Here is an 18,781-nt window from a genome sequence, read left to right as displayed (position 1 = left end):
CTCAGCCGGTGGGGAGACGCATAGCCGAGAGCAGGGTCTCCACGAGGATCTCCGGTGCGGACCGGGCGGACAGCCGCTTGGCCCGCACCTCGGCCGCGGCGGTGTGCATCAGGTTGTACAACACCGCCACCAGCCACTTCACCGGCATGTCGGCGCGGAGCGTGCCCTCCTGCTGGCCGCGGAAGATCAGCTGCTCCACCGGGGCGAGCACCCGCTCGTGGTTGTCCCGCTGCCGTTCCGCCGTGAGTGCCTCGGAGGAGGCGGCGAACACCGAGGAGTGCTCGTCCAGGACGTGCCAACTGGACCTGATCAGCCGGGCGAGGGCCTCGTCGGCCGGTCCTTCGTCGAGCCGCTCCTTCTCCAGCGCCTCGGCCGCGGTGGCCACCGACAGTTCGACGACCGCCTCCAGCAGGGCTTCCCGGGTCGGGAAGTGGGCGTACAGCGTGCCCCTGCTCACGCCGGCGGCCCGGGCGACCGCGCTCAGGCTCGCCTGCGGATCGGCCCGCACGCACTCCAGGGCGGCGCTCACGATCGAGGCGATGCTGCGCTCGGCGTCGGCCCGGAGTTTCCGCTGCTTGGTGCTGGTCGGCATGGGCGCAGCGTATGCCATGGCTCCCTCTCCAGTGTGTCAGGCGCTCGGGGAATATTGAACAGACCTGTTCGAGTTTAACCCGCCAGAGACTTACGATACATCTGACAGGCATGTTCAGATTAAGGAGACGAGGGCCATGACTTCCCCTCACAGCGCTCACACCGAGCACGGGCACGGGCACGAGCAGGAGCACGGGCACGGGCATCACCACGGCGAGGCGCCCCCGCCGCACCCGCACCGCTGGTGGCTGCTGACCCTGCTGTGCCTCGCGCAGTTCATGCTGATCGCCGACGTGACGGTGATCAACGTGGCCCTGCCGACCATCGGGGCGGACCTGAAGCTGGGCGGCGGGGCGCTGACCTGGATCGTCACCGCCTACACCCTGTTCTTCGGCAGCCTGCTGCTGCTCGGCGGCCGGCTCGCCGACGCCGTCGGGAAGCTGCGGATGTTCCTGACCGGTCTGACGGTCTTCACCGCCGCCTCGATCGCGTCGGGCCTCGCCGTCAACGGCGAGATGCTCATCGCGTTCCGGTCGGCGCAGGGCGTCGGCGCGGCCCTGCTGTCGCCCGCGGCCATGTCGATCATCACGACGCTGTTCCACGGCCCGGACCGCAACAAGGCGTTGGGCGTGTGGGCCTCGATCGGCGGCGCCGGGTCCGCTGTCGGCGTCCTGCTCGGGGGCGTCTTCGTCTCGGGTCCGGGCTGGGAGTGGATCTTCTACATCAACGTCCCGGTCGGCCTGCTCGCGCTGTTCGGCGTCCCCGCCCTGCTCGGCGAGGCCCGCGCACTGACCGGAGCCACCGAACAGCGCGGCGGGACCGACGTGTTGGGGGCGCTGACGCTCACCGCGGCGCCCGCACTGCTGATCTTCGGACTGGTCCAGGCCCGCGACCACGGCTTCGGCGCGGTGTCCGTGTGGCTGCCGCTCGCCGCCGCCGCGCTGGTCGCCGGCCTGTTCTACGCCGTGGAGCGCACCGTGCGGCAGCCGCTGGTCCGCCTGGACCTGCTGGCCCGGCGCTCACTGGTCGGCGGCAGCCTGGTGATGCTGGCCGCGGCCGGCCTGCTCATCTCGACGTTCTTCCTCAGCTCGTTCTACGTCCAGCACGTGCTGGGCAACAGCGCGTTGAAGACCGGCCTGGTCTTCCTGCCCGTCGCGGTGGCCATCTCCGTCGGCGCCCACCTCGGCTCCCAGGCCGTCGGCAGGCTCGGCTGGCGTGCGGTGGGCGTCGGAGCGTTCGTCCTGGCGGCGGTCGGTGCCGTACTGCTCACGAACCTGTCCAAGGACAGCGACGTGTGGACCGACCTGGTGCCCGGCTTCGGTCTGCTGTCGTTCGGTCTCGGCGCGGCGTTCGTCTGCGCCACCACCGCCGCCATGAACGGCCTGCCGCACCAGGACATGGGGCTCGCCTCGGGCCTGGTGAGCACCTCGCACGAACTCGGCGCCTCCCTCGGGGTGGCGGTCATCTCCGCCATCGCGGGCGCCGGCCTGGAGGGCGGCCCGGGCGTCGGTGTCGGCGGCTTCGACAACGCCTTCACCGCCTGTGCGGTGATCGCGGTGGCGGCGGCCGTCGCGGGCGCGGTCCTGCTCCCGGCCGGCCGGCCCGACCCCTCACAGGGGCCGGTGTTCGCCCACTGAGGCAGCACGGAAAACGAACGCGGAAATCCTGGAGGAATCGCATAGCGCGGATTGCCGCGCCTCGCCCTGACGGTGAGGCGCGGCAATCCCTTTTCTTTCTGCGACATGACGAAGTGACACTCCAGAAATTGACCCGATTTCGCTGGCCTCCAAGAATGGGACCACATCACATATGACGACCCGAACTCACCGTACCCACCCAAGAGTTTTGGATGAGGAGGACCATGGTGACCAACGAATCCGCACTTCTGATAGCCGAGGACGAGAGTTCGGCATTGTCGTCGGAGGAGCTGAAGCGATGGAGTTCACTGCCGGCCGACCAACAGCCCGACTGGCCGGACGATTCCTTTCCGGCCGAGACCCGGGCCGTGCTCGCGAACCGCCCGGGCCTGGTGGGCCGGGAGGAGATCCGCACCCTGCGCGCACTCCTCGCCGGCGTCGCCGAGGGGAGATTCCAGGTGGTGCAGGCCGGCGACTGTGCCGAGGACCCGGCGGAGTGCGCCCCCGGCCCGGTCTCCCGGAAGATCGGTCTCCTGGACGCCGTGGCCGGGGTGATGCGGATCAACTCCGACAAGCCGGTGATCCGGGTCGGCCGGATCGCGGGACAGTTCGCCAAGCCCCGCTCCCGGCCGACCGAGACCGTCGGAGGTGCCGAACTGCCTGTGTACCGGGGGCACATGGTCAACCAGCCGGAACCCGACGCGGAGGCGCGCCGCCCCGATCCACTGCGGATGCTCGCCTGCTACGAAGCCGCGTTCGACGCCGTGTCGCTGCTGCGCGAGCGCAGCGGGGACGCGCCCGTCCCGATGGACTCGCTGGTGTGGACCAGCCATGAGGCGCTGATCCTCGACTACGAACTGCCCCTGCTGCGCCGGGCCCCGGACGGACGTCTGCTGCTCTCGTCCACCCACTGGCCATGGATCGGCGAACGCACCCGGCAACCCGACGGCGCGCACGTCCAGTTGCTCGGCTCGGTCGTCAACCCCGTCTCCTGCAAGGTGGGGCCGACCGTCACGGCCGAGGAACTCGTCGCCCTGTGCCGGGTGCTCGACCCGGACCGCGAGCCCGGCCGGCTCACCTTCGTCGCCCGGATGGGCGCGGACAAGGTCGCCGCGTACCTTCCGCCGCTCGTGGCCGCCGCCCGGGCCGCGGGCCATCCGGTGATCTGGATGTGCGACCCCATGCACGCCAACACGGTCAGCGGCCCGGACGGCGTCAAGACCCGGCTGGTCGACACCGTGGCCCGTGAGGTGGAGGCGTTTTGTCAGGTCGTCGCGGCGGCCGGCGGTGTGGTGGGCGGACTGCATCTGGAGACGACACCGCACGAGGTCGACGAGTGCGTGGCGGACCACACCGAGCTCGACCGGGTGGGCAGTCGCGCCTACACCACTTTCTGCGACCCGCGACTGAACCCGTGGCAGGCCCTTGAGGTCGCCTCGGCCTGGCGTGGCTGACCAAGGAGGTCGTCCGACGATGAAAGGCAAAACAGCCCTGGTGACCGGTGCCGCGGGCGGCATCGGCGAAGCCGTGGTGCGCGGTCTTGCCGAACGGGGTGTCGTGGTCGCGATGGTGGACCGCCATGCCGAGGGCCTGCGCGACCTGGCGGAGAAACTGCGCGCCGACGGACTGGAGGTCTCCGGCTTCCCCGCCGACGTCACCTCCAGCGAGGAGGTCGCGGCGGTCGTGGACGCCGTGGAGAACCGGCTCGGTCCGATCGAATACCTGGTCAACGCGGTCGGCGTGCTCCGGACGGGACGCGCCGAGGCACTGAACGACCAGGACTGGAGCACCACTTTCGCCGTCAACACCACCGGGGTCTTCCTCGTGTCCCGGGAGGCGGTGAACCGCATGATCCCCAGGGGCTCGGGAGCCGTGGTGACCATCGCGTCCAACGCGGCGAGCACCGCACGGGTGGAGATGTCCGCGTACGCCGCCTCGAAGGCCGCGGCGACGACGTTCACCAAGTGCCTCGGCCTGGAGGTGGCCCGCCACGGCATCCGGTGCAACGTGGTGGCTCCGGGCTCGACGGACACCCCCATGCTCACCTCCCTGTGGACCGACGACAGCGCCGCACGCGCCTCGGTCGAGGGGGTCCCGGACGCGTTCCGGGTCGGAATTCCGCTGGGAAGAATCGCGCGCCCCGCCGATGTGGCGAACGCGGTCGTCTTCCTGCTTTCCGATCTGGCCTCGCACATCACCATGCACGATCTGACCGTCGACGGCGGGGCGTCCCTCGGAGTCTGACGGAATGCACGCCGACCATCGATTTCCATGAAGGGAGGCGGCCATGGGAATTCCGGCGATCGAGCCCTATCCCATGCCCGTAGAGAGCGATCTGCCCGAGAACACGGTGTCCTGGACAGTGGATCCCGCGCGGGCGGTGCTGCTCGTCCATGACATGCAGCGGTATTTCCTCCGCCCGTTCCCGACGGGCGAGTCCCCCGTGACCGACCTGGTGGGCAACGCGGTCCTGATCCGACAGCGGTGCGCGGAGCTCGGCATCCCGGTGGTCTACACGGCGCAGCCGGGCAGCATGACCGAGGAGCAGCGAGGCCTGCTGAAGGACTTCTGGGGTCCCGGTATGACGGCCGGCCCGGCGGACCGGCGGGTCGTCGACGAGCTCGAACCGGCCGCCGGCGACACGGTCCTGACGAAGTGGCGGCCCAGCGCCTTCTTCCGCACCGGCCTGCGCGATCTGCTGTGGGGCAAGGGGCGGGACCAGATCATCATCGTCGGGGTGTACGCGCACGTCGGCATCCTGATGACGGCCGGAGAGGCGTGCGCCCACGACATCCGCACCTTCGTCGTCGCCGACGCCGTGGCCGACTTCTCCTGGCCCGATCACCGGCTGACCCTGGAGTACGCCGCGAACCGCTGCGCGATGGTCGTATCGACCAGGACGGTGCTCGACCAGCTCCCGGAACCGGCGAAGGAGCGGCCATGAGTCCGCTCCTGGACCGTGTACTCGCCGGCGGGGTAACGGAGTTCGCGTTGCTCCACCGCGCCGGCTCCGCAGGTCCCGACGAGGTGGATCTGCTCGTCGGTCCGGTGTCCGCCGTCGCCTCGCTGGCCGATCTCCCGGTGCCCGACGGCCCCGGGGCCGGCCCGCACGAGGTGCTCGCCGTCCTTCCCTACCGCCAGGTCACGGAACGCGGCTACCCCTGCCCCGACGACGGAGCGCCCCTGCTGGCCCTCACCGTCGAGGACCAGCAGGTGCTGCCGCTCCATCAGCTCCTGGCACAGCTCCCGGACGAGCCGGTGGAGGTCGTGGACGGCGCGTTCGACATCGACGACGACCGCTACGCGGACACCGTGCGCCGCGTGGTCGACGACGAGATCGGACGCGGCGAGGGCGCCAACTTCGTCATCAGGCGCTCGTACGTCGCCGAGCTCCCGGACTGGTCCGCGGCCCGTGCGCTGGCGTTCTTCCGCCGGCTGCTGTGCCACGAGACGGGCGCGTACTGGACCTTCCTGATCCACACCCGCGAGCGCACCTTCGTCGGCGCCACCCCCGAACGGCACCTCAGCCTGGCCGGCGGGCGGGCGGTGATGAACCCGGTCAGCGGCACCTACCGCTACCCGCCGACCGGACCCGTGCTGTCGGAGGTGATGGGCTTCCTCGCCGATGCCAAGGAGACCGACGAGCTCTACATGGTGGTCGACGAGGAGCTCAAGATGATGGGCCGGGTGTGCGAACGCGGCGGGCGCGTCACCGGGCCGTATCTCAAGGAGATGGCGCGGCTCGCGCACACCGAGTACCTCCTTGAGGGCGACAGCACGGCCGATGTGCGCGACATCCTGAGGGAGACCATGTTCGCGCCCACCGTCACCGGCAGCCCGCTGGAGAGTGCCGCCCGCGTCATCAGCCGGTACGAGCACGAGGGGCGCGGCTACTACAGCGGCGTCGCCGCGCTCATCGGGCGCGACGGGGCCGGCCGGCGTGCCATGGACTCGGTGATCCTCATCCGCACCGCGGACATCGACCCGGCCGGCACGATGCGGATCGGCGTCGGCGCCACCCTCGTCCGGCACTCCGACCCGGAGTCGGAGGTGGCCGAGACCCGCGCCACGGCCGCGGGTCTGCTCAGCGCGCTGGGCACGGAACCCACCGCGACCACGACCGCACCCGGGACCCGGCGGCGACCGGGCTTCGCCAACCATCCGGACGTCCTGGCCGCGCTGCGCACCCGCAACGCGACCCTCGCCGGTTTCTGGCTGGAGGACTCCGGCACCCGCGCCCAGCCGCATCCGGGGCTCGCCGGCCGGCGGATCCTGGTCGTCGACGCGGAGGACACCTTCACCTCGATGGCCCGGCACGCGCTCGCCTCACTGGGACCGGCGGTGACGGTACGGCGCTTCGACGAGCCGTACTCCGTGGACGAGCACGACCTGGTCATCGTGGGGCCGGGTCCCGGGGACCCCCGCGACACCGGTCACCCGAAGATCGCGCACCTGCGGGGGCTCGCCGAGCGGCTGCTGGGCACGGGCAAGCCGTTCTTCGCCGTCTGCCTCGGGCATCAGGTGCTGAGCACGGTCCTCGGGCTCGACCTCGTCCGCAGGGACGTGCCCAACCAGGGCACACAGGTGAAGATCGACTTCTTCGGCCGGACCGAAGTGGTCGGCTTCTACAACACGTTCACGGCGCTGTCCGGGACGGACACCCTGCCGGGGCCCGCCGGGCGCGGCCCGATACGGGTCGCGCGCGATCCGGGGAGCGGCGAGATCCACGCCCTGCGCGGCCGGGGTTTCGCGTCGGTGCAGTTCCATCCGGTGTCGGTGCTGACCCGCCACGGCACCGACATCCTCGGCGAACTGCTGTCCGGCGTACTCGCCGACAACTGACCGCGACGGTGGGTGAACTGCTCGCCGCCCGCCTGGGCGTGCCCTTCCGGGACACCGACGCCGACATCGAGCGCGCCCAGGGCCGGACGGTCACGGAGATCTTCGCCACCGACGGTGAGACGGCGTTCCGCGAGCTCGAAGCCGAGGCCGTGCGGAGCGCGTTGGCGGACCACGAGGGAGTGCTGGCGCTGGGCGGCGGGGCCGTGCTCACCGAGCGGACGCGGCAACTGCTCACGTCCCACTTCGTCGTCCTCCTCGACGTGGCACCGGACGAGGCGGCTCGCCGGATCGGAGCCGCCTCGTCACGTCCCCTCCTCTCGGGCCCCGCCGTCGAGGACCGGCTCCTGCGACTGGCCGAGGAACGTTCGGTGTTGTACCGGCGCGTGGCTGTGCTGTGCTCGCACACGACCGGGCGAGCGCCCGAGCCGGTCGCCGACAGCATCGCGAGGCTGGTCAGGGCGTCATGACCCGGCGCGCGAGCCACCGGAGACGGTGGCCCGGCCACCACTCCCCCGGTGGCCGGGCCACACCCGGGGACCGCTTGTTTTCGGTCGATCACGGCGCCCGACCCATCCGCGCCGGCCCCGGCACACCCCGCTTCCGCCCACGGTGCCGCGAGCCCCTCTCCCGCGGCCAACGCTGTGCCCGGCGCACCTGTCCGGGCCTCCGCTCCGCTGACAGCGTGGAACCACGCGAAAGACGGGGAGGAAGAGCGGTGGAAGCCACGATCTCTTTACGGAGGGCCGTCCAGCCACTCCTGGCACACGACCCGGAAGACCGTGCCGTGAGCGCGTTCTGCGCGGCGGTCCTGAACGGACTGCGGCGCAGCAACCAGCGGGACAAGGGCATGCTCTATCTGTCCGGCCTGCTCTCGGCGCGGGGCCGGAAGACGGTGCGCAACATCGCGTCGCCGGTCGGGGACCGCGCCGTCGAGCAGAGCCTGCACCATTTCGTCGCCAACTCCACCTGGGCCGACGCGGCCGTACGCGGTGCGCTGGCCCGCCGGCTGGACCGCGCTGTACGCCCGATGGCCTGGGTCGTCGAGCCGATGACCGTCGTGAAGGCCGGCACCCGCTCGGTGGGGGTGAGCAACGCCTTCGTTCCGCAGCTGGGCCGGGTGGCCAACAACCAGCAGGCGGTGGGGCTTTGGCTGGCGACCGAAGGACTGAGTTTCCCCGTCAACTGGCGGCTGGTGCTGCCGCCCGAGTGGCTGGACGACAAGGAGCGCCGGCGGCGGGCGGAGATCCCGGACGATCTCGCGGCCGTGACACCCGAGGAGTGCGCCGTCGACGCGGTCGTGGAGGCCGCGGAGGACTGGCGGTTGAACCGGCGGGCCGTCGTCCTGGACGCCAGGCACGGGCAACTGGCGCCCGTCATCGGCGAGTTCTCCTTCCGGGCGATTCCCGCGCTGCTGCGCGTGGACGGAGACACCGAACTGCTCGTCACCGAACCGTCGGTTCCCGGATACGGGGCGGGCCCGGTCACCGCGGCACGCCTGGCGGCGTCACTGAAGGGCCTGCGGCTGCCGGTGCCGTGGCACGAGGGCACGCACCGCACGGACGCGCGCGCGACGCTCGCCGTCGCCGCTCGGGTGGTCCTGCCCACCGTCCGCGGCCGGGCCGGTGCGTCCGCCCGCCCCCACCCGCTGGTTCTGCTGGCCGAATGGGATCACGCGGGACAGCCGGCGCGGCGGTTCTGGATCGCCACCTTCACCTCCGGTTCACCCGCCGCCCTGGTCCGGCTGACCCGGCTCACGCGACAGGTGCGGCGGGACTTCGCGGAGGTGGGCACCGCGGTGGGCCTGCGGGACTTCGAAGGGCGCTCGTTCCGGGGCTGGCATCACCACGTCACCCTCGCCTCGGCGGCCCACGCGATCGTGTCGCTCAGCTCGGCGGGCCTGCTGGGCGAGGCGACGAAGCCGGCCGAGGACGTCGCCTGAGGGGCCGGGCGCCTCAACTGCCCTGGTCGCCCTCGCCGCGCACGCGGCCCCGGAGCGAGTTGCGGGTGCCCAGCAACCGCAGCGCCAGCTGGATCTCCAGCGCCGGGCCGGGCTGTTGCCAGTCGGCGCCCAGCAGTTCGGAGATCCGCTCCAGCCGGCGGGAGACGGTGTTGGGGTGTACGTGGAGCGTCTCGGCCGCGTAGGTGGGCTTGCTGCCGGAGCCGAAGTAGGCCTCCAGGGTGCTCACCAGTTCCGTGGAACGCTCCGCGTCGTAGGCGATCACCGGGCCCAGGACGGTGTCGAGGAAGCCGTCGACGTCGCGGTTGTCCGCGAGCAGCATGCCGACGAAGCCCAGTTTCCGGGACGAGGAGGCCGTGCCGCTGAGGCCCATCGCGGTCAACGCGTCGAGGCAGCGCACCGCTTCCACGTACATCCCGGCCACGGACTCCGGGCCGCCGCGCGGTCCGGTCGAGCCACCCGTCACGGGATGACCGAGCACCCGTGACAGTTCGCGGGTGACCGCACGGACCGCGGTGTCGGGATCGTCGCCGGGTATGAGCAGCACCAGGCACCCGTCGCGCACGCTCTTCACCCCGCGGATCCGGGACGCGTACGCGGAGGCCCACATGACGGCCCGGCGCTGCTCGCCGCCTTCCGGCCGCAGCACCGCCAGCACATGGGGACGGTCCAGGTCCATGCCCAGCCGCTGGGCCCGCTCGCGCAACCGCCGTGTGCTGCGCAGCGGAACGGTCAGCAATTCGTCGAGCACCTCGTCGTGCCCCTGGTGCTCGGCCACCGCGGTGCCGCGGTCGACGAGCACCAGGAGGGCCGTTTCCCGGGCGGCGTGCTGCAGGATCCGCAACTCCTGCTCGGTCAGCGGCTCTTGGCGGTGGACCAGCAGGGTGCCGAGGTGTTCGAGGCCGGCGTTGACGCGTGTCACGCAGCCGGTGCCGCCGACGGGCACGACGCGGTGTTCGGCACGAGCGTCGAGCGCCGCACGGGCCAGTTCGTCCTCGTCCAGCTTCGGCAGCTCGCCCGCGTGGGCGAGGGCGAGGTCGCTCGCGTCGCGGACGAGGACCGCCGCCGAGAGGAGTTCGGCCAGCAGTTGGGTGAGGGCCTGCAGATCGCCGCCGCACACGACGAGCTCCGTCATGCCCTGGAAGATCTCCGCCAGCCGCCGATCGGCCCGCAGCTCCTCCCGAAGCCGCTCGTTCGCCTCCGTCAGCCGCACCGTGCTGTCCCTGGCCTCGTCGAGGACCCTCGCGTGCTCGATGGCCGCGGCGGCGTGGTCGGCGAGCGAGGCCATGAGGGAGACCTCGTCGGTGGTGAAGGAGCGCGCGGTGCGGTCGGCCGTGTAGAGCACGCCGATGACCTGGTCCGCGCAGCGCAGCGGTACGGCGAGGATCGCCGACAGTCCCTCCTCGCGCACGACGGTGTCGATGAGGTCGCTGTGCGGTATCCGGTCGTCGTTCAGGTAGTCGGAGGTCCACACCGGCGCACGGTTGCGGGCGCTCGCCGCGCCGATCCCCTGGGTCTCCGGTACGCGGAAACCCTCCGTCAGTGCCGAGATGGTTCCGTCGGCGGTCCGCACGTAGGTGTCGCCGCGCTCCTGGTCGTTCAGGCTGATGTAGGCCATGTCGACGTGGAGCAGGAGCCGGGCCCTGCGGACGACGGCTCGCAGGAGCGTGTCGAGTTCGTGGCGTTCGGCCAGGTCGCGAGCGGTGTCCACGAGAGCGGACAGGCCGGTCTCACGCCGCTCCCGGCGCCCGGCCAACTCGTGGATGCGCAGGGCGAGTTCCTTCGCGCGGTGGAGTCTCGCCAGCTCCTCGGGGGCCGTTCCGTCCCGTCGTGCCCGCTGGACGAGCTCCTCGAACTGCGGCGGCAGCGCCCTCTTCGCGAGCAGTTCCAGAAAAGCGAGCTCTTCGTCAGGCACTGCGGCCACCGGCGACATCACACTCCGTGCTGCGTCATGGATACGTTTCCCGGGACTTTAGAGGAGTTTGTGGGTTCCTCCGAGACTCTTCCGTGCGGAGGCGGGGTGCCCGACCGGGCAGCATCCCGGGGTGCCCGATCGGGCACTCTTTTCGGACCAGGTCCGAGTGGCCCGTTCGAGGTGCTGTGCGTCAGCCACCGGCGGAGCGAGTGGACTCGGTGAATGGTTCACCTTCCCCCACCGGGCCGTGCCTAGGCAGAGTCGTCCCCACGTCCTCGGCACGACACGAGGACGATCAGGGGGCGGCGCGGCGCAGGCCCGCCAACCTTCTTTCCAGCTCAGGGGGATGAGCCTCATGTCGTACACCCGTGACTACACACGTTCCCTGCGGCGCTGCGAGGAGGCCCGCAGCAGGCCCGACCGGCCGCAGGTGTTCTCCATGCGGGGCCGCGAGTGGGATCTGCTCGACGACGTCTTCGCGCCGGTCTTCTCCCCGGCGACCGAGGCCTGCCTCGACATGGTGGAGTTTCCCCGCGCCGGCTCGGTGCTGGAGATGGGCTCGGGCTGCGGACTGATCGCGGTCGAGGCCGCACTGGCGGGCTGCCGCGTGGTGGCGGCCGACATCAGTCCGCAGGCCGTCGAGAACACGCGGCTCAATGCCGCCCGTCACCACGTCGGCGACCGTCTCCTGGCCGTAGAGAGCGATCTGTTCTCGGCCGTTCCCGCCGACGAGCGCTTCGACCTCGTCGTCTGGAACTCCAACTACGTCCTCGCACCGGAGGACTACCAGTTCGACGGCATGCACCAGCAGGCGTACGTGGACCCCGGATACCGGGCACACCGCCGGTTCCTCGAAGAGGCGCCCGGCCGGCTCACCGCCGGCGGGTCGGTGCTGCTCAGCTTCAGCACCCGGGGCGACCTCGACACGCTCCGCAGGATGGCCGACGACTGCGACCGGACCCTCAGCGTGCTGCGTACCCGCACCGTTCGCGAGGGCACCGAGGACATCGTCTACCGGCTGGTGGAGGTGAGTGTCGCGACGACGCGTGCTCACCGCCCGGCCGGACTGCTCACCACCTGGTCCTGACCGGACCGCACAGTCCAGACCGATCGCCGACCACGCGAGGTTTCCGCCCATGCGCACCCTGCTCGTCGACAACTACGACTCCTTCACGCACAACCTCGCCCACTACCTGGCCGAGGTGAACGGCGCGTCCCCCGTCATCATCCGCAATGACGACCCCCGGTTCGGCATCGACGACCTCGATGGCTTCGACAACGTGGTGATCTCCCCCGGGCCGGGCACCCCGGAGCGGGAGGCCGACTTCGGGATCTGCCGCGAGATCATCGAGAAGGCGGTCCTGCCGGTGCTCGGCATCTGCCTGGGCCACCAGGGCATCGCCCATGCCTACGGAGCGAGCGTCGGCCGCGCCCCGGAACCCCGGCACGGCCGCCTGTCGCCCGTGCGGCACACCGGGACGGGCCTCTTCGCCGGACTGCCCTCGCCGTTCCGGGCCGTCCGCTACCACTCGCTCGCGGTGACCCGGCTGCCCGACGAGCTGGAAGCGACCGCCTGGACCCCGGACGGCCTGCTCATGGCCTTCAGGCACCGGGACCGCCCGCAGTGGGGGGTGCAGTTCCACCCCGAGTCGATCTGCACCGAACACGGGCACCAACTGCTGGAGAACTTCGCCGAGTTGACCCGGCGGCACCACGATCCGTCCCGTACCGCGCAGCCCCGGACCGCCCAGTCCCGGACGGCTCAGCCCCGGACGACCCGGTCCCGGACCGTCCCGGCATCCGGCGCCGTACGCCCGCGACGGCCCGTCCGCAGGTTGCGTGTCCTCACCGAGTCCCTTCCCACCCGCTGGCACGACGAGGTGGTCTTCCAGCGGCTGTTCGGATCCGAAAAGCACGCGTTCTGGCTCGACAGCAGCCGCGCCGACGGCGACCTGGGCCGCTTCTCCGTCATGGGGGACGCGTCCGGCCCGCTGGCCAGGGTCGCCAGGGCCGACACCTGGCGCCAGGTGGTCCAGGTGACGTCCGGGGGTACGACGGACATCGTCCGCGGCGGCTTTCTCGACTGGCTGGACCAGGACCTGGCCGGCCTGGAGGTCGACACTCCCGACCTGCCCTGCGACTTCGTCCTCGGCTGGGTCGGCTACCTCGGCTACGAACTCAAGGCCGAGTGCGGTGGGGCACGTACCCACCGCTCGCCCGACCCCGACGCGGCGATGGTCTTCGCGGACCGCGCGATCGTCTTCGACCACGCCACCGCCACGACCCATCTGCTGGCCCTGGCCGAGGACGACGAGCGGCCGGCCCGCGACTGGCTGGACGCGACGGCCCGCACCCTCACCCGGGAACTGGCCGACCGGGTTCCGCGACCGCCGGCCGAGTCCCGGCGGCCGGCCCCGATCACGCTGCGCCACGACCGCGATCGCTACCTCGAACTGATCGGGGAGTGCCAGGAGTTCATCGCGGCGGGAGAGAGCTACGAGATCTGTCTGACCAACATGGCCGAAGGGCGTGCCCCGCTGGATCCCTGGGAGAGCTACCGGTCGCTGCGCCGCTCCAGCCCGGCGCCGTTCGGAGCGCTCCTGCGGTTCGGCGCCCTGTCCGTGCTCAGCACATCACCGGAGAGGTTTCTGCGGATCGAGGCGGACGGCACCGTCGAGTCCAAGCCGATCAAGGGCACCCGGCGCCGGGGAGCGAGCGCGGAGGAGGACGCGGCGCTCCGCGAGGACCTGCGGGCCAGCGAGAAGGACCGGGCCGAGAACCTGATGATCGTCGACCTCGTCCGCAACGACCTGGCGGTCTGCGCGGAACCGGGATCGGTGCACGTCCCCCGCCTCTTCGACGTGGAGAGCTACGCCACGGTGCACCAGCTGGTCAGCACCGTACGCGGGACACTGCGCGCCGAGTGCTCCGCGGTCGACGCCGTCCGGGCCGCGTTCCCGGGCGGCTCGATGACCGGCGCTCCCAAGATCCGCACCATGGAGATCATCGACCGCCTGGAGGGCGCGGCCCGTGGCGTGTACTCCGGGGCCATCGGTTACCTGTCGCTGACCGGAGCGAGCGACCTGAGCATCGTGATCCGCACGCTCGTCGCGTCGGGAAGCCAGGTCCGCTACGGAGTCGGCGGTGCCATCATCGCCCTCTCCGACGCGGAGGAGGAGTTCGAGGAGACCGCCGTCAAGGCGGCGCCGCTGCTCAGGCTCCTGGACAGCGGTTTCCCCGGGCGAGCGCCCATGGAACACACGGCATGACGAGCAACGTGCCCTGCCGGGGCGGGAGTTCACGCCTCCGCCCCGGCCAGCGCCCTCGGCACCGCCGCGCGCAGGGCCTCGACGGTCAGGCCCGGCCGGCCGGTCAGCAGCTCCGCCTGGCGAACGGTGCGCTGCAGCAGCGGTTCGAGACCGTCGATCACGGTCCCGCCGGCGAACGCCACCGCCCGCACGAGCCGCGTCCGTCCTTCGGCGAGACGGGCCAGATCGAGTACGACGACCCCGGAGCGGGCGATGAGCGCGGAGTAGGGGGCCGCTTCGGCGGGCGGCAGGGCCGACACCAGGATGTCCGCCGTCCGCAGCACCACGGCGAGAGCTCCGGACGGATGCGTCCGCAGCCCCATGGCGAGGCTGTGCGCCACGGCGCGTTCGGCCGCGTGCTCGGCCGGCCTCGTCATCACCAGGTCGACATGGTCCGGCCCGAGGCTCCGCAGCGCGGCGAGTGCCACGCAGGCACCGTCCCCCGCTCCCAGGACCACCGCGCGGCGCACTCCGCGGACCCCCGCCCGGCGTGCAGCATCCGCGATGCCCTGCGCCCGGGTGTTCTCGCCACGCCACCTTCCGTCCGCGAACGTGACGGTGTCCACCCTGGCCAGCGCACGCGCGACCGGCGTCACGTCGTCCAACAGGGCCACCACGGCACGTTCGAGAGGCGGCAGCAGCACGAACGCCGTCCAGTGGCAGGGGTCGAGCGAGGTGACCACGGGCGCGAGCCCCTCCTCGTCGCACTCGATCGCCACGCAGGTCCCGGCGAGTTCCAGTGCCGCCTGTGCGATGCGCTGAAGCCGCAACGTCGCCGAACGGGCGACGTCCGATCCCAGCACCGCCACTCTCGGTGAAGTACGCATGCGGGCACCGTCCTTCCGCCATGGACCCTGTGCTCAACCCTTCAGCAATACATCCGGAATGGCGTTCCGTCAGGCCGTTCACGCCGACTGACGGAATCCGGACGGGACTTCGTCACCCTCCGCGCGCTCTCGGCATCGGATGACGAAGTAATAGGCCACGCGTTGACCACCCATTACGGCCTGATTCACAGTCATATGGCGAACCAGGAAATGGCGCGACAGGGAATCGAGAACGGCGGACATCTGGTGAACCGGGAGAAAGGAGACGCCTGATGACCCATCGATCCGCGCACCGACTCACCGACAGGGTGGCCCTCGTCACCGGAGGCGGGTCCGGCATCGGCAGGGCGACGGCGCCGGCCTTCGCGCGTGAGGGCGCCACCGTCGCCGTCGCGGGACCAGAGCCGGAGGACCTGGAACAGACGGTGAAGCTCATCCGGCAGGCAGGTGGCCCGGCGAGCCCCGTCACGGCCGACCTCACCCGGGGCCCGGACGTCATCCGCGTGGTCCGCACCACGGTCGAGCGGCACGGTGGCCTGCACGTCGCCTTCAACAACTCCGGTGTCACCGGCCCCGTCCGCCCCGTCGCCGACCTGTGCGAGGTCACCTGGTCGGACGTCCTCGCCACCAACCTCACCGGGGTCTGGCTGTGTGTGAAGCACGAGGTGCGGCACATGCGGGAGCACGGCGGCGGTGTCATCGTCAACACGGCCTGCAACGTCGGCGTCCACGGCCGCCTGCCCGCCTTCGGCGCCTACGCGGCCTCGAATGCGGCACTGAGCGCCCTGACCCGTACGGCGGCCCGTGAGTACATCTCCGAGGGCATCCGGATCAACGCCGTCAGCCCCGGCCGGACCGGCACGGAGAAATCCGGCCGCGCGGAGGCCACGGCCTCCCGGGCCGGGCGGGGCGCGACCCCGGAGGAGATCGCCAACACCGTGCTGCGGCTCGCCTCGGACGAGTCGGAGTCCGCCGTCGGTCACGACCTGGTGCCGGCCGGAGGCGTCTCGAACATGCCCCCCGCCGCAGCGCTCGACCCGCGGCGCGGAACGTCCCCCACGACCGACGGCTCGGCCGGCAGGAGGGTCTGATCACCATGGCGGACATCGTGATCGCGGGTGGCGGAATCGGCGGACTGGCCACGGCACTCGGCATCTCCGGGAACGGCCACCGCGTGACGGTCCTGGAGAAGTGGGACGACTTCACCGAGATGGGCGCCGGAATCCAGCTGGGCCCCAACGCCTTTCACGCCCTGGACCGGCTCGGCGCCGGTGACGCCGTACGCGAACGGGCCGTCCACATCGACGAGTTGCGCTTCATGGACGGCACGACTGGTGAAAAGGTGGCCGTCATGCCGCTCGACGGCGCGTACCGGCGCCGGTTCGGGAACCCGTACGCGGTCGTGCACCGCACCGACCTGTACGAGCCGTTGCTCAAGGCATGCCGCCGCAGTGACCTGATCGGCCTCCGGCCGCGCTCGGCGGTCACCGGGTACGAGCAGCACGGCACGCGGGTCGCCGCGGTCCTCGCCTCGGGCGAACGTGTCTGCGGCGACGCCCTCATCGGGGCGGACGGCATCCGGTCGACCGTGCGGGCGCAGCTGCTCGGCGACGGAGAGCCCCAGGTCTCCGGGCACACCATCTACCGGTCCGTGATCCCCATGGCCGAGGTGCCCGAAGAGCTGCGCTGGCACGCCGTAACACTGTGGGCGGGCCCCAAGTGGCACTTCGTGCACTATCCGATCGGCGGCGGCGGCTTCCTCAACCTGGCCGCCACCCGCGACGACGGCGCCGACCGGGCGGTGGCCGGCGTACCCGTCGAACGCGCGCACGTGCTGGGCGAGTTCGACGGCCTCGGCGCGACCGCCCGTGCCCTGCTGGAACTCGGCCGGGACTGGAAGACGTGGGTGCTGTGCGACCGGGATCCGGTCGAGCGGTGGACCGACCACCGGGTGGCCCTGATGGGCGACGCCGCCCACCCGATGCTCCAGTACGCGGCCCAGGGCGCGTGCCAGGCCCTGGAGGACGCGGTCCATCTGGGCGACCTGCTGGACTGCGACGCGGCGGACTTCCCGCAGATCCTCCAGAAGTACGCGGCCAACCGCCGGGAGCGCACGGCCAGGGCCCAGCTCGTGGCACGGGAGATGGGCCGCCGCCTCTATCACCCGGCGCGGGAGGCCGCGAAGGCCCGCAACAAGATGCTCGCGTCATTCTCCCCGGAGCAGCTGTACGACCAGGTCGCCTGGCTGCACGGGGCACGCAACTTCGCCACGGGAGGGTGAGGGATGGGACGGCTGCGCTGGCTCACCGCCGGTGAATCTCATGGCCCCGCGCTGGTCGGGACGTTGGAAGGGCTGCCCGCCGGGGTCCCGGTGACCACCGACGACCTGGCGAACGCGCTGGCCCGCCGCCGGCTCGGACACGGCCGCGGAGCACGGATGGCCTTCGAGCGGGACCGGGTCACGCTGCTGGGCGGTGTACGCCACGGCCTCACCCAGGGCGGCCCGGTGGCCATCACAGTGGCGAACACGGAATGGCCGAAGTGGCAGGAGGTCATGTCGGCCGATCCGGTCCCTCCGGAGCGACTGGAGAACCACGCCCGCAACGCCCCGCTGACCCGGCCCCGCCCCGGCCACGCGGACCTCGCCGGCATGCAGAAATACGGCTGGTCGGAGGCCCGGCCGGTCCTGGAGCGGGCATCGGCACGCGAGACCGCCGCCCGCGTCGCCCTCGGCCAGGTGGCCCGCTCCTTCCTGAGCGAGACGCTCGGCGTGACGGTCGTCTCCCATGTCGTCGAACTCGGCACGGCCAAGGCACCTTCGGGATCACTGCCCCGCCCCGAGGAGTCCGCCGCCGTCGACGCCAACCCGGTCCGCTGTCTGGACCCGGCCGCCTCCGCGGCGATGGTCGCCGAGATCGACGCCGCCCACCGTTCCGGCGACACGCTGGGCGGTGTGGTCGAGGTCGTCGTCTACGGCCTGCCGCCGGGCCTGGGCAGCCACGTCCACTGGGACCGCCGTGTCGACGCGCGGCTCGCGGCTGCCCTGATGGGCATTCAGGCGATCAAGGGAGTTGAACTGGGCGACGGTTTCGGCCTGGCCCGCGTCCCCGGCTCGCTCGCCCACGACGAGATCGTCCCGGGGGATCCTCTTCCCGGCCGTACGACCGGCCGTTCCGGAGGAGTCGAGGGCGGCATCACGACCGGCGAGATCCTGCGCGTACGGGCGGCCATGAAGCCCATCGCGACCGTCCCCCGGGCACTGGCCACGGTGGACACCGCGACGAATCTGCCTGCCAGGGCCCACCACCAGCGGTCGGACGTGTGCGCGGTGCCCGCGGCGGCCGTGGTGGCCGAGGCCATGGTCGGCCTGGTCCTCGCGGACGCCGCCGTCGAGAAGTTCGGCGGCGACTCGGTGACGGAGACCCGCCGCAACGCGCACACGTACCTACGGGAACTGGGACACCTACGTGGCTGACGGGCCGGGCGAGCCAGGTCCGGCTCACTCCGCAGGAGCCGCAGATCGCCACGCTCGCGGCCTCGGGCCTGACGAACCAGGCGATCGGTGAACGGCTGCACCTGTCCGCCCGCACGGTCGGCGGACACCTCTACAACGTGTTCCCGAGACTCGGCGTCACCGCCCGCGCCGGCCTGCGCGACGCACTCACCGCCCTCACAGCGGACGAGTAACCGCCACCGGGCGCGGT

16 protein-coding genes are annotated in these 18,781 nt (G+C 71.6%); 13 read left to right on the top strand and 3 right to left on the bottom strand.

Annotated elements, in window-relative coordinates; translation table 11 throughout:
• Window position 1: 1 nt before the first annotated feature.
• Entirely contained in the window at window positions 2–592 is a 591-nt protein-coding gene (locus R6V09_RS02860) for a TetR/AcrR family transcriptional regulator (RefSeq protein WP_317879727.1), read from the bottom strand.
• A 136-nt stretch (window positions 593–728) separates the two neighbouring features.
• Between R6V09_RS02860 and R6V09_RS02855 the strand changes: the two genes are divergently transcribed.
• The 7 genes from R6V09_RS02855 (at window position 729) to R6V09_RS02825 (ending at window position 9,009) form a co-directional block, all read left to right on the top strand.
• On the top strand, window positions 729–2,228 hold the full coding sequence (locus tag R6V09_RS02855) for an MFS transporter (protein ID WP_317879726.1): 1,500 nt from the start codon (window positions 729–731) through the stop codon (window positions 2,226–2,228).
• Window positions 2,229–2,455: 227 nt separating this feature from the next.
• Complete coding sequence (locus R6V09_RS02850; RefSeq protein WP_442809956.1) at window positions 2,456–3,682, top strand: 3-deoxy-7-phosphoheptulonate synthase; 1,227 nt, start codon at window positions 2,456–2,458, stop codon at window positions 3,680–3,682.
• A gap of 19 nt (window positions 3,683–3,701) precedes the next feature.
• Window positions 3,702–4,472, top strand: a complete 771-nt coding sequence (locus R6V09_RS02845) for a 2,3-dihydro-2,3-dihydroxybenzoate dehydrogenase (RefSeq protein WP_317879724.1) — start codon at window positions 3,702–3,704, stop codon at window positions 4,470–4,472.
• Between the two features lie 43 nt (window positions 4,473–4,515).
• Window positions 4,516–5,172 carry an isochorismatase family protein gene (locus R6V09_RS02840; protein WP_317879723.1) on the top strand — a complete coding sequence of 219 codons (657 nt, stop codon included), beginning with the start codon at window positions 4,516–4,518 and terminating at the stop codon, window positions 5,170–5,172.
• Window positions 5,169–7,070: an anthranilate synthase family protein gene (locus tag R6V09_RS02835; protein WP_317879722.1), complete on the top strand. Its 1,902-nt coding sequence runs from the start codon at window positions 5,169–5,171 to the stop codon at window positions 7,068–7,070. The genes R6V09_RS02840 and R6V09_RS02835 overlap by 4 nt, the downstream gene beginning before the upstream one ends.
• A gap of 8 nt (window positions 7,071–7,078) precedes the next feature.
• Window positions 7,079–7,537: a shikimate kinase gene (locus R6V09_RS02830; protein ID WP_317879721.1), complete on the top strand. Its 459-nt coding sequence runs from the start codon at window positions 7,079–7,081 to the stop codon at window positions 7,535–7,537.
• A 248-nt stretch (window positions 7,538–7,785) separates the two neighbouring features.
• Complete coding sequence (locus R6V09_RS02825; RefSeq protein WP_317879720.1) at window positions 7,786–9,009, top strand: IS701 family transposase; 1,224 nt, start codon at window positions 7,786–7,788, stop codon at window positions 9,007–9,009.
• A 13-nt stretch (window positions 9,010–9,022) separates the two neighbouring features.
• On the opposite strand, the gene R6V09_RS02820 is transcribed toward R6V09_RS02825, so the two are convergent.
• Complete coding sequence (locus R6V09_RS02820) at window positions 9,023–10,942, bottom strand: helix-turn-helix domain-containing protein (RefSeq protein WP_317879719.1); 1,920 nt, start codon at window positions 10,940–10,942, stop codon at window positions 9,023–9,025.
• 355 nt (window positions 10,943–11,297) lie between these two features.
• Between R6V09_RS02820 and R6V09_RS02815 the strand changes: the two genes are divergently transcribed.
• A complete protein-coding gene (locus R6V09_RS02815; protein WP_317879718.1) occupies window positions 11,298–12,029 on the top strand; it encodes a methyltransferase in 732 nt (243 codons plus the stop codon).
• Window positions 12,030–12,078: 49 nt separating this feature from the next.
• Window positions 12,079–14,211 (top strand): aminodeoxychorismate synthase component I, encoded by a 2,133-nt coding sequence (pabB, locus tag R6V09_RS02810; RefSeq protein ID WP_317879717.1) that lies wholly within the window; start codon window positions 12,079–12,081, stop codon window positions 14,209–14,211.
• Window positions 14,212–14,240: 29 nt separating this feature from the next.
• On the opposite strand, the gene R6V09_RS02805 is transcribed toward pabB, so the two are convergent.
• Window positions 14,241–15,077 (bottom strand): shikimate dehydrogenase family protein, encoded by an 837-nt coding sequence (locus tag R6V09_RS02805; RefSeq protein WP_317879716.1) that lies wholly within the window; start codon window positions 15,075–15,077, stop codon window positions 14,241–14,243.
• 272 nt (window positions 15,078–15,349) lie between these two features.
• On the opposite strand from R6V09_RS02805, the gene R6V09_RS02800 reads away from it, so the two are divergent.
• Genes R6V09_RS02800 through R6V09_RS02785 form a run of 4 tightly spaced genes read left to right on the top strand, consistent with a single transcriptional unit; the run spans window position 15,350 to window position 18,764 of the window.
• The gene (locus R6V09_RS02800; protein ID WP_317879715.1) at window positions 15,350–16,168 is read left to right on the top strand and encodes an SDR family NAD(P)-dependent oxidoreductase; all 819 of its coding nucleotides are present in this window, start codon (window positions 15,350–15,352) and stop codon (window positions 16,166–16,168) included.
• Window positions 16,169–16,173: 5 nt separating this feature from the next.
• Complete coding sequence (locus R6V09_RS02795; RefSeq protein WP_317879714.1) at window positions 16,174–17,358, top strand: 3-hydroxybenzoate 6-monooxygenase; 1,185 nt, start codon at window positions 16,174–16,176, stop codon at window positions 17,356–17,358.
• A gap of 3 nt (window positions 17,359–17,361) precedes the next feature.
• Window positions 17,362–18,552 (top strand): chorismate synthase, encoded by a 1,191-nt coding sequence (gene aroC / locus R6V09_RS02790; protein ID WP_317879713.1) that lies wholly within the window; start codon window positions 17,362–17,364, stop codon window positions 18,550–18,552.
• Entirely contained in the window at window positions 18,549–18,764 is a 216-nt protein-coding gene (locus tag R6V09_RS02785) for a helix-turn-helix domain-containing protein (protein ID WP_442809955.1), read from the top strand. Before aroC ends, R6V09_RS02785 begins: the two co-directional genes overlap by 4 nt.
• Window positions 18,765–18,781: the final 17 nt, after the last annotated feature.

The sequence above is a fragment of the Streptomyces sp. W16 genome (genome assembly GCF_033194735.1).
Taxonomy (GTDB): domain Bacteria; phylum Actinomycetota; class Actinomycetes; order Streptomycetales; family Streptomycetaceae; genus Streptomyces.
This window is presented reverse-complemented; position numbering and strand designations above follow the sequence as displayed.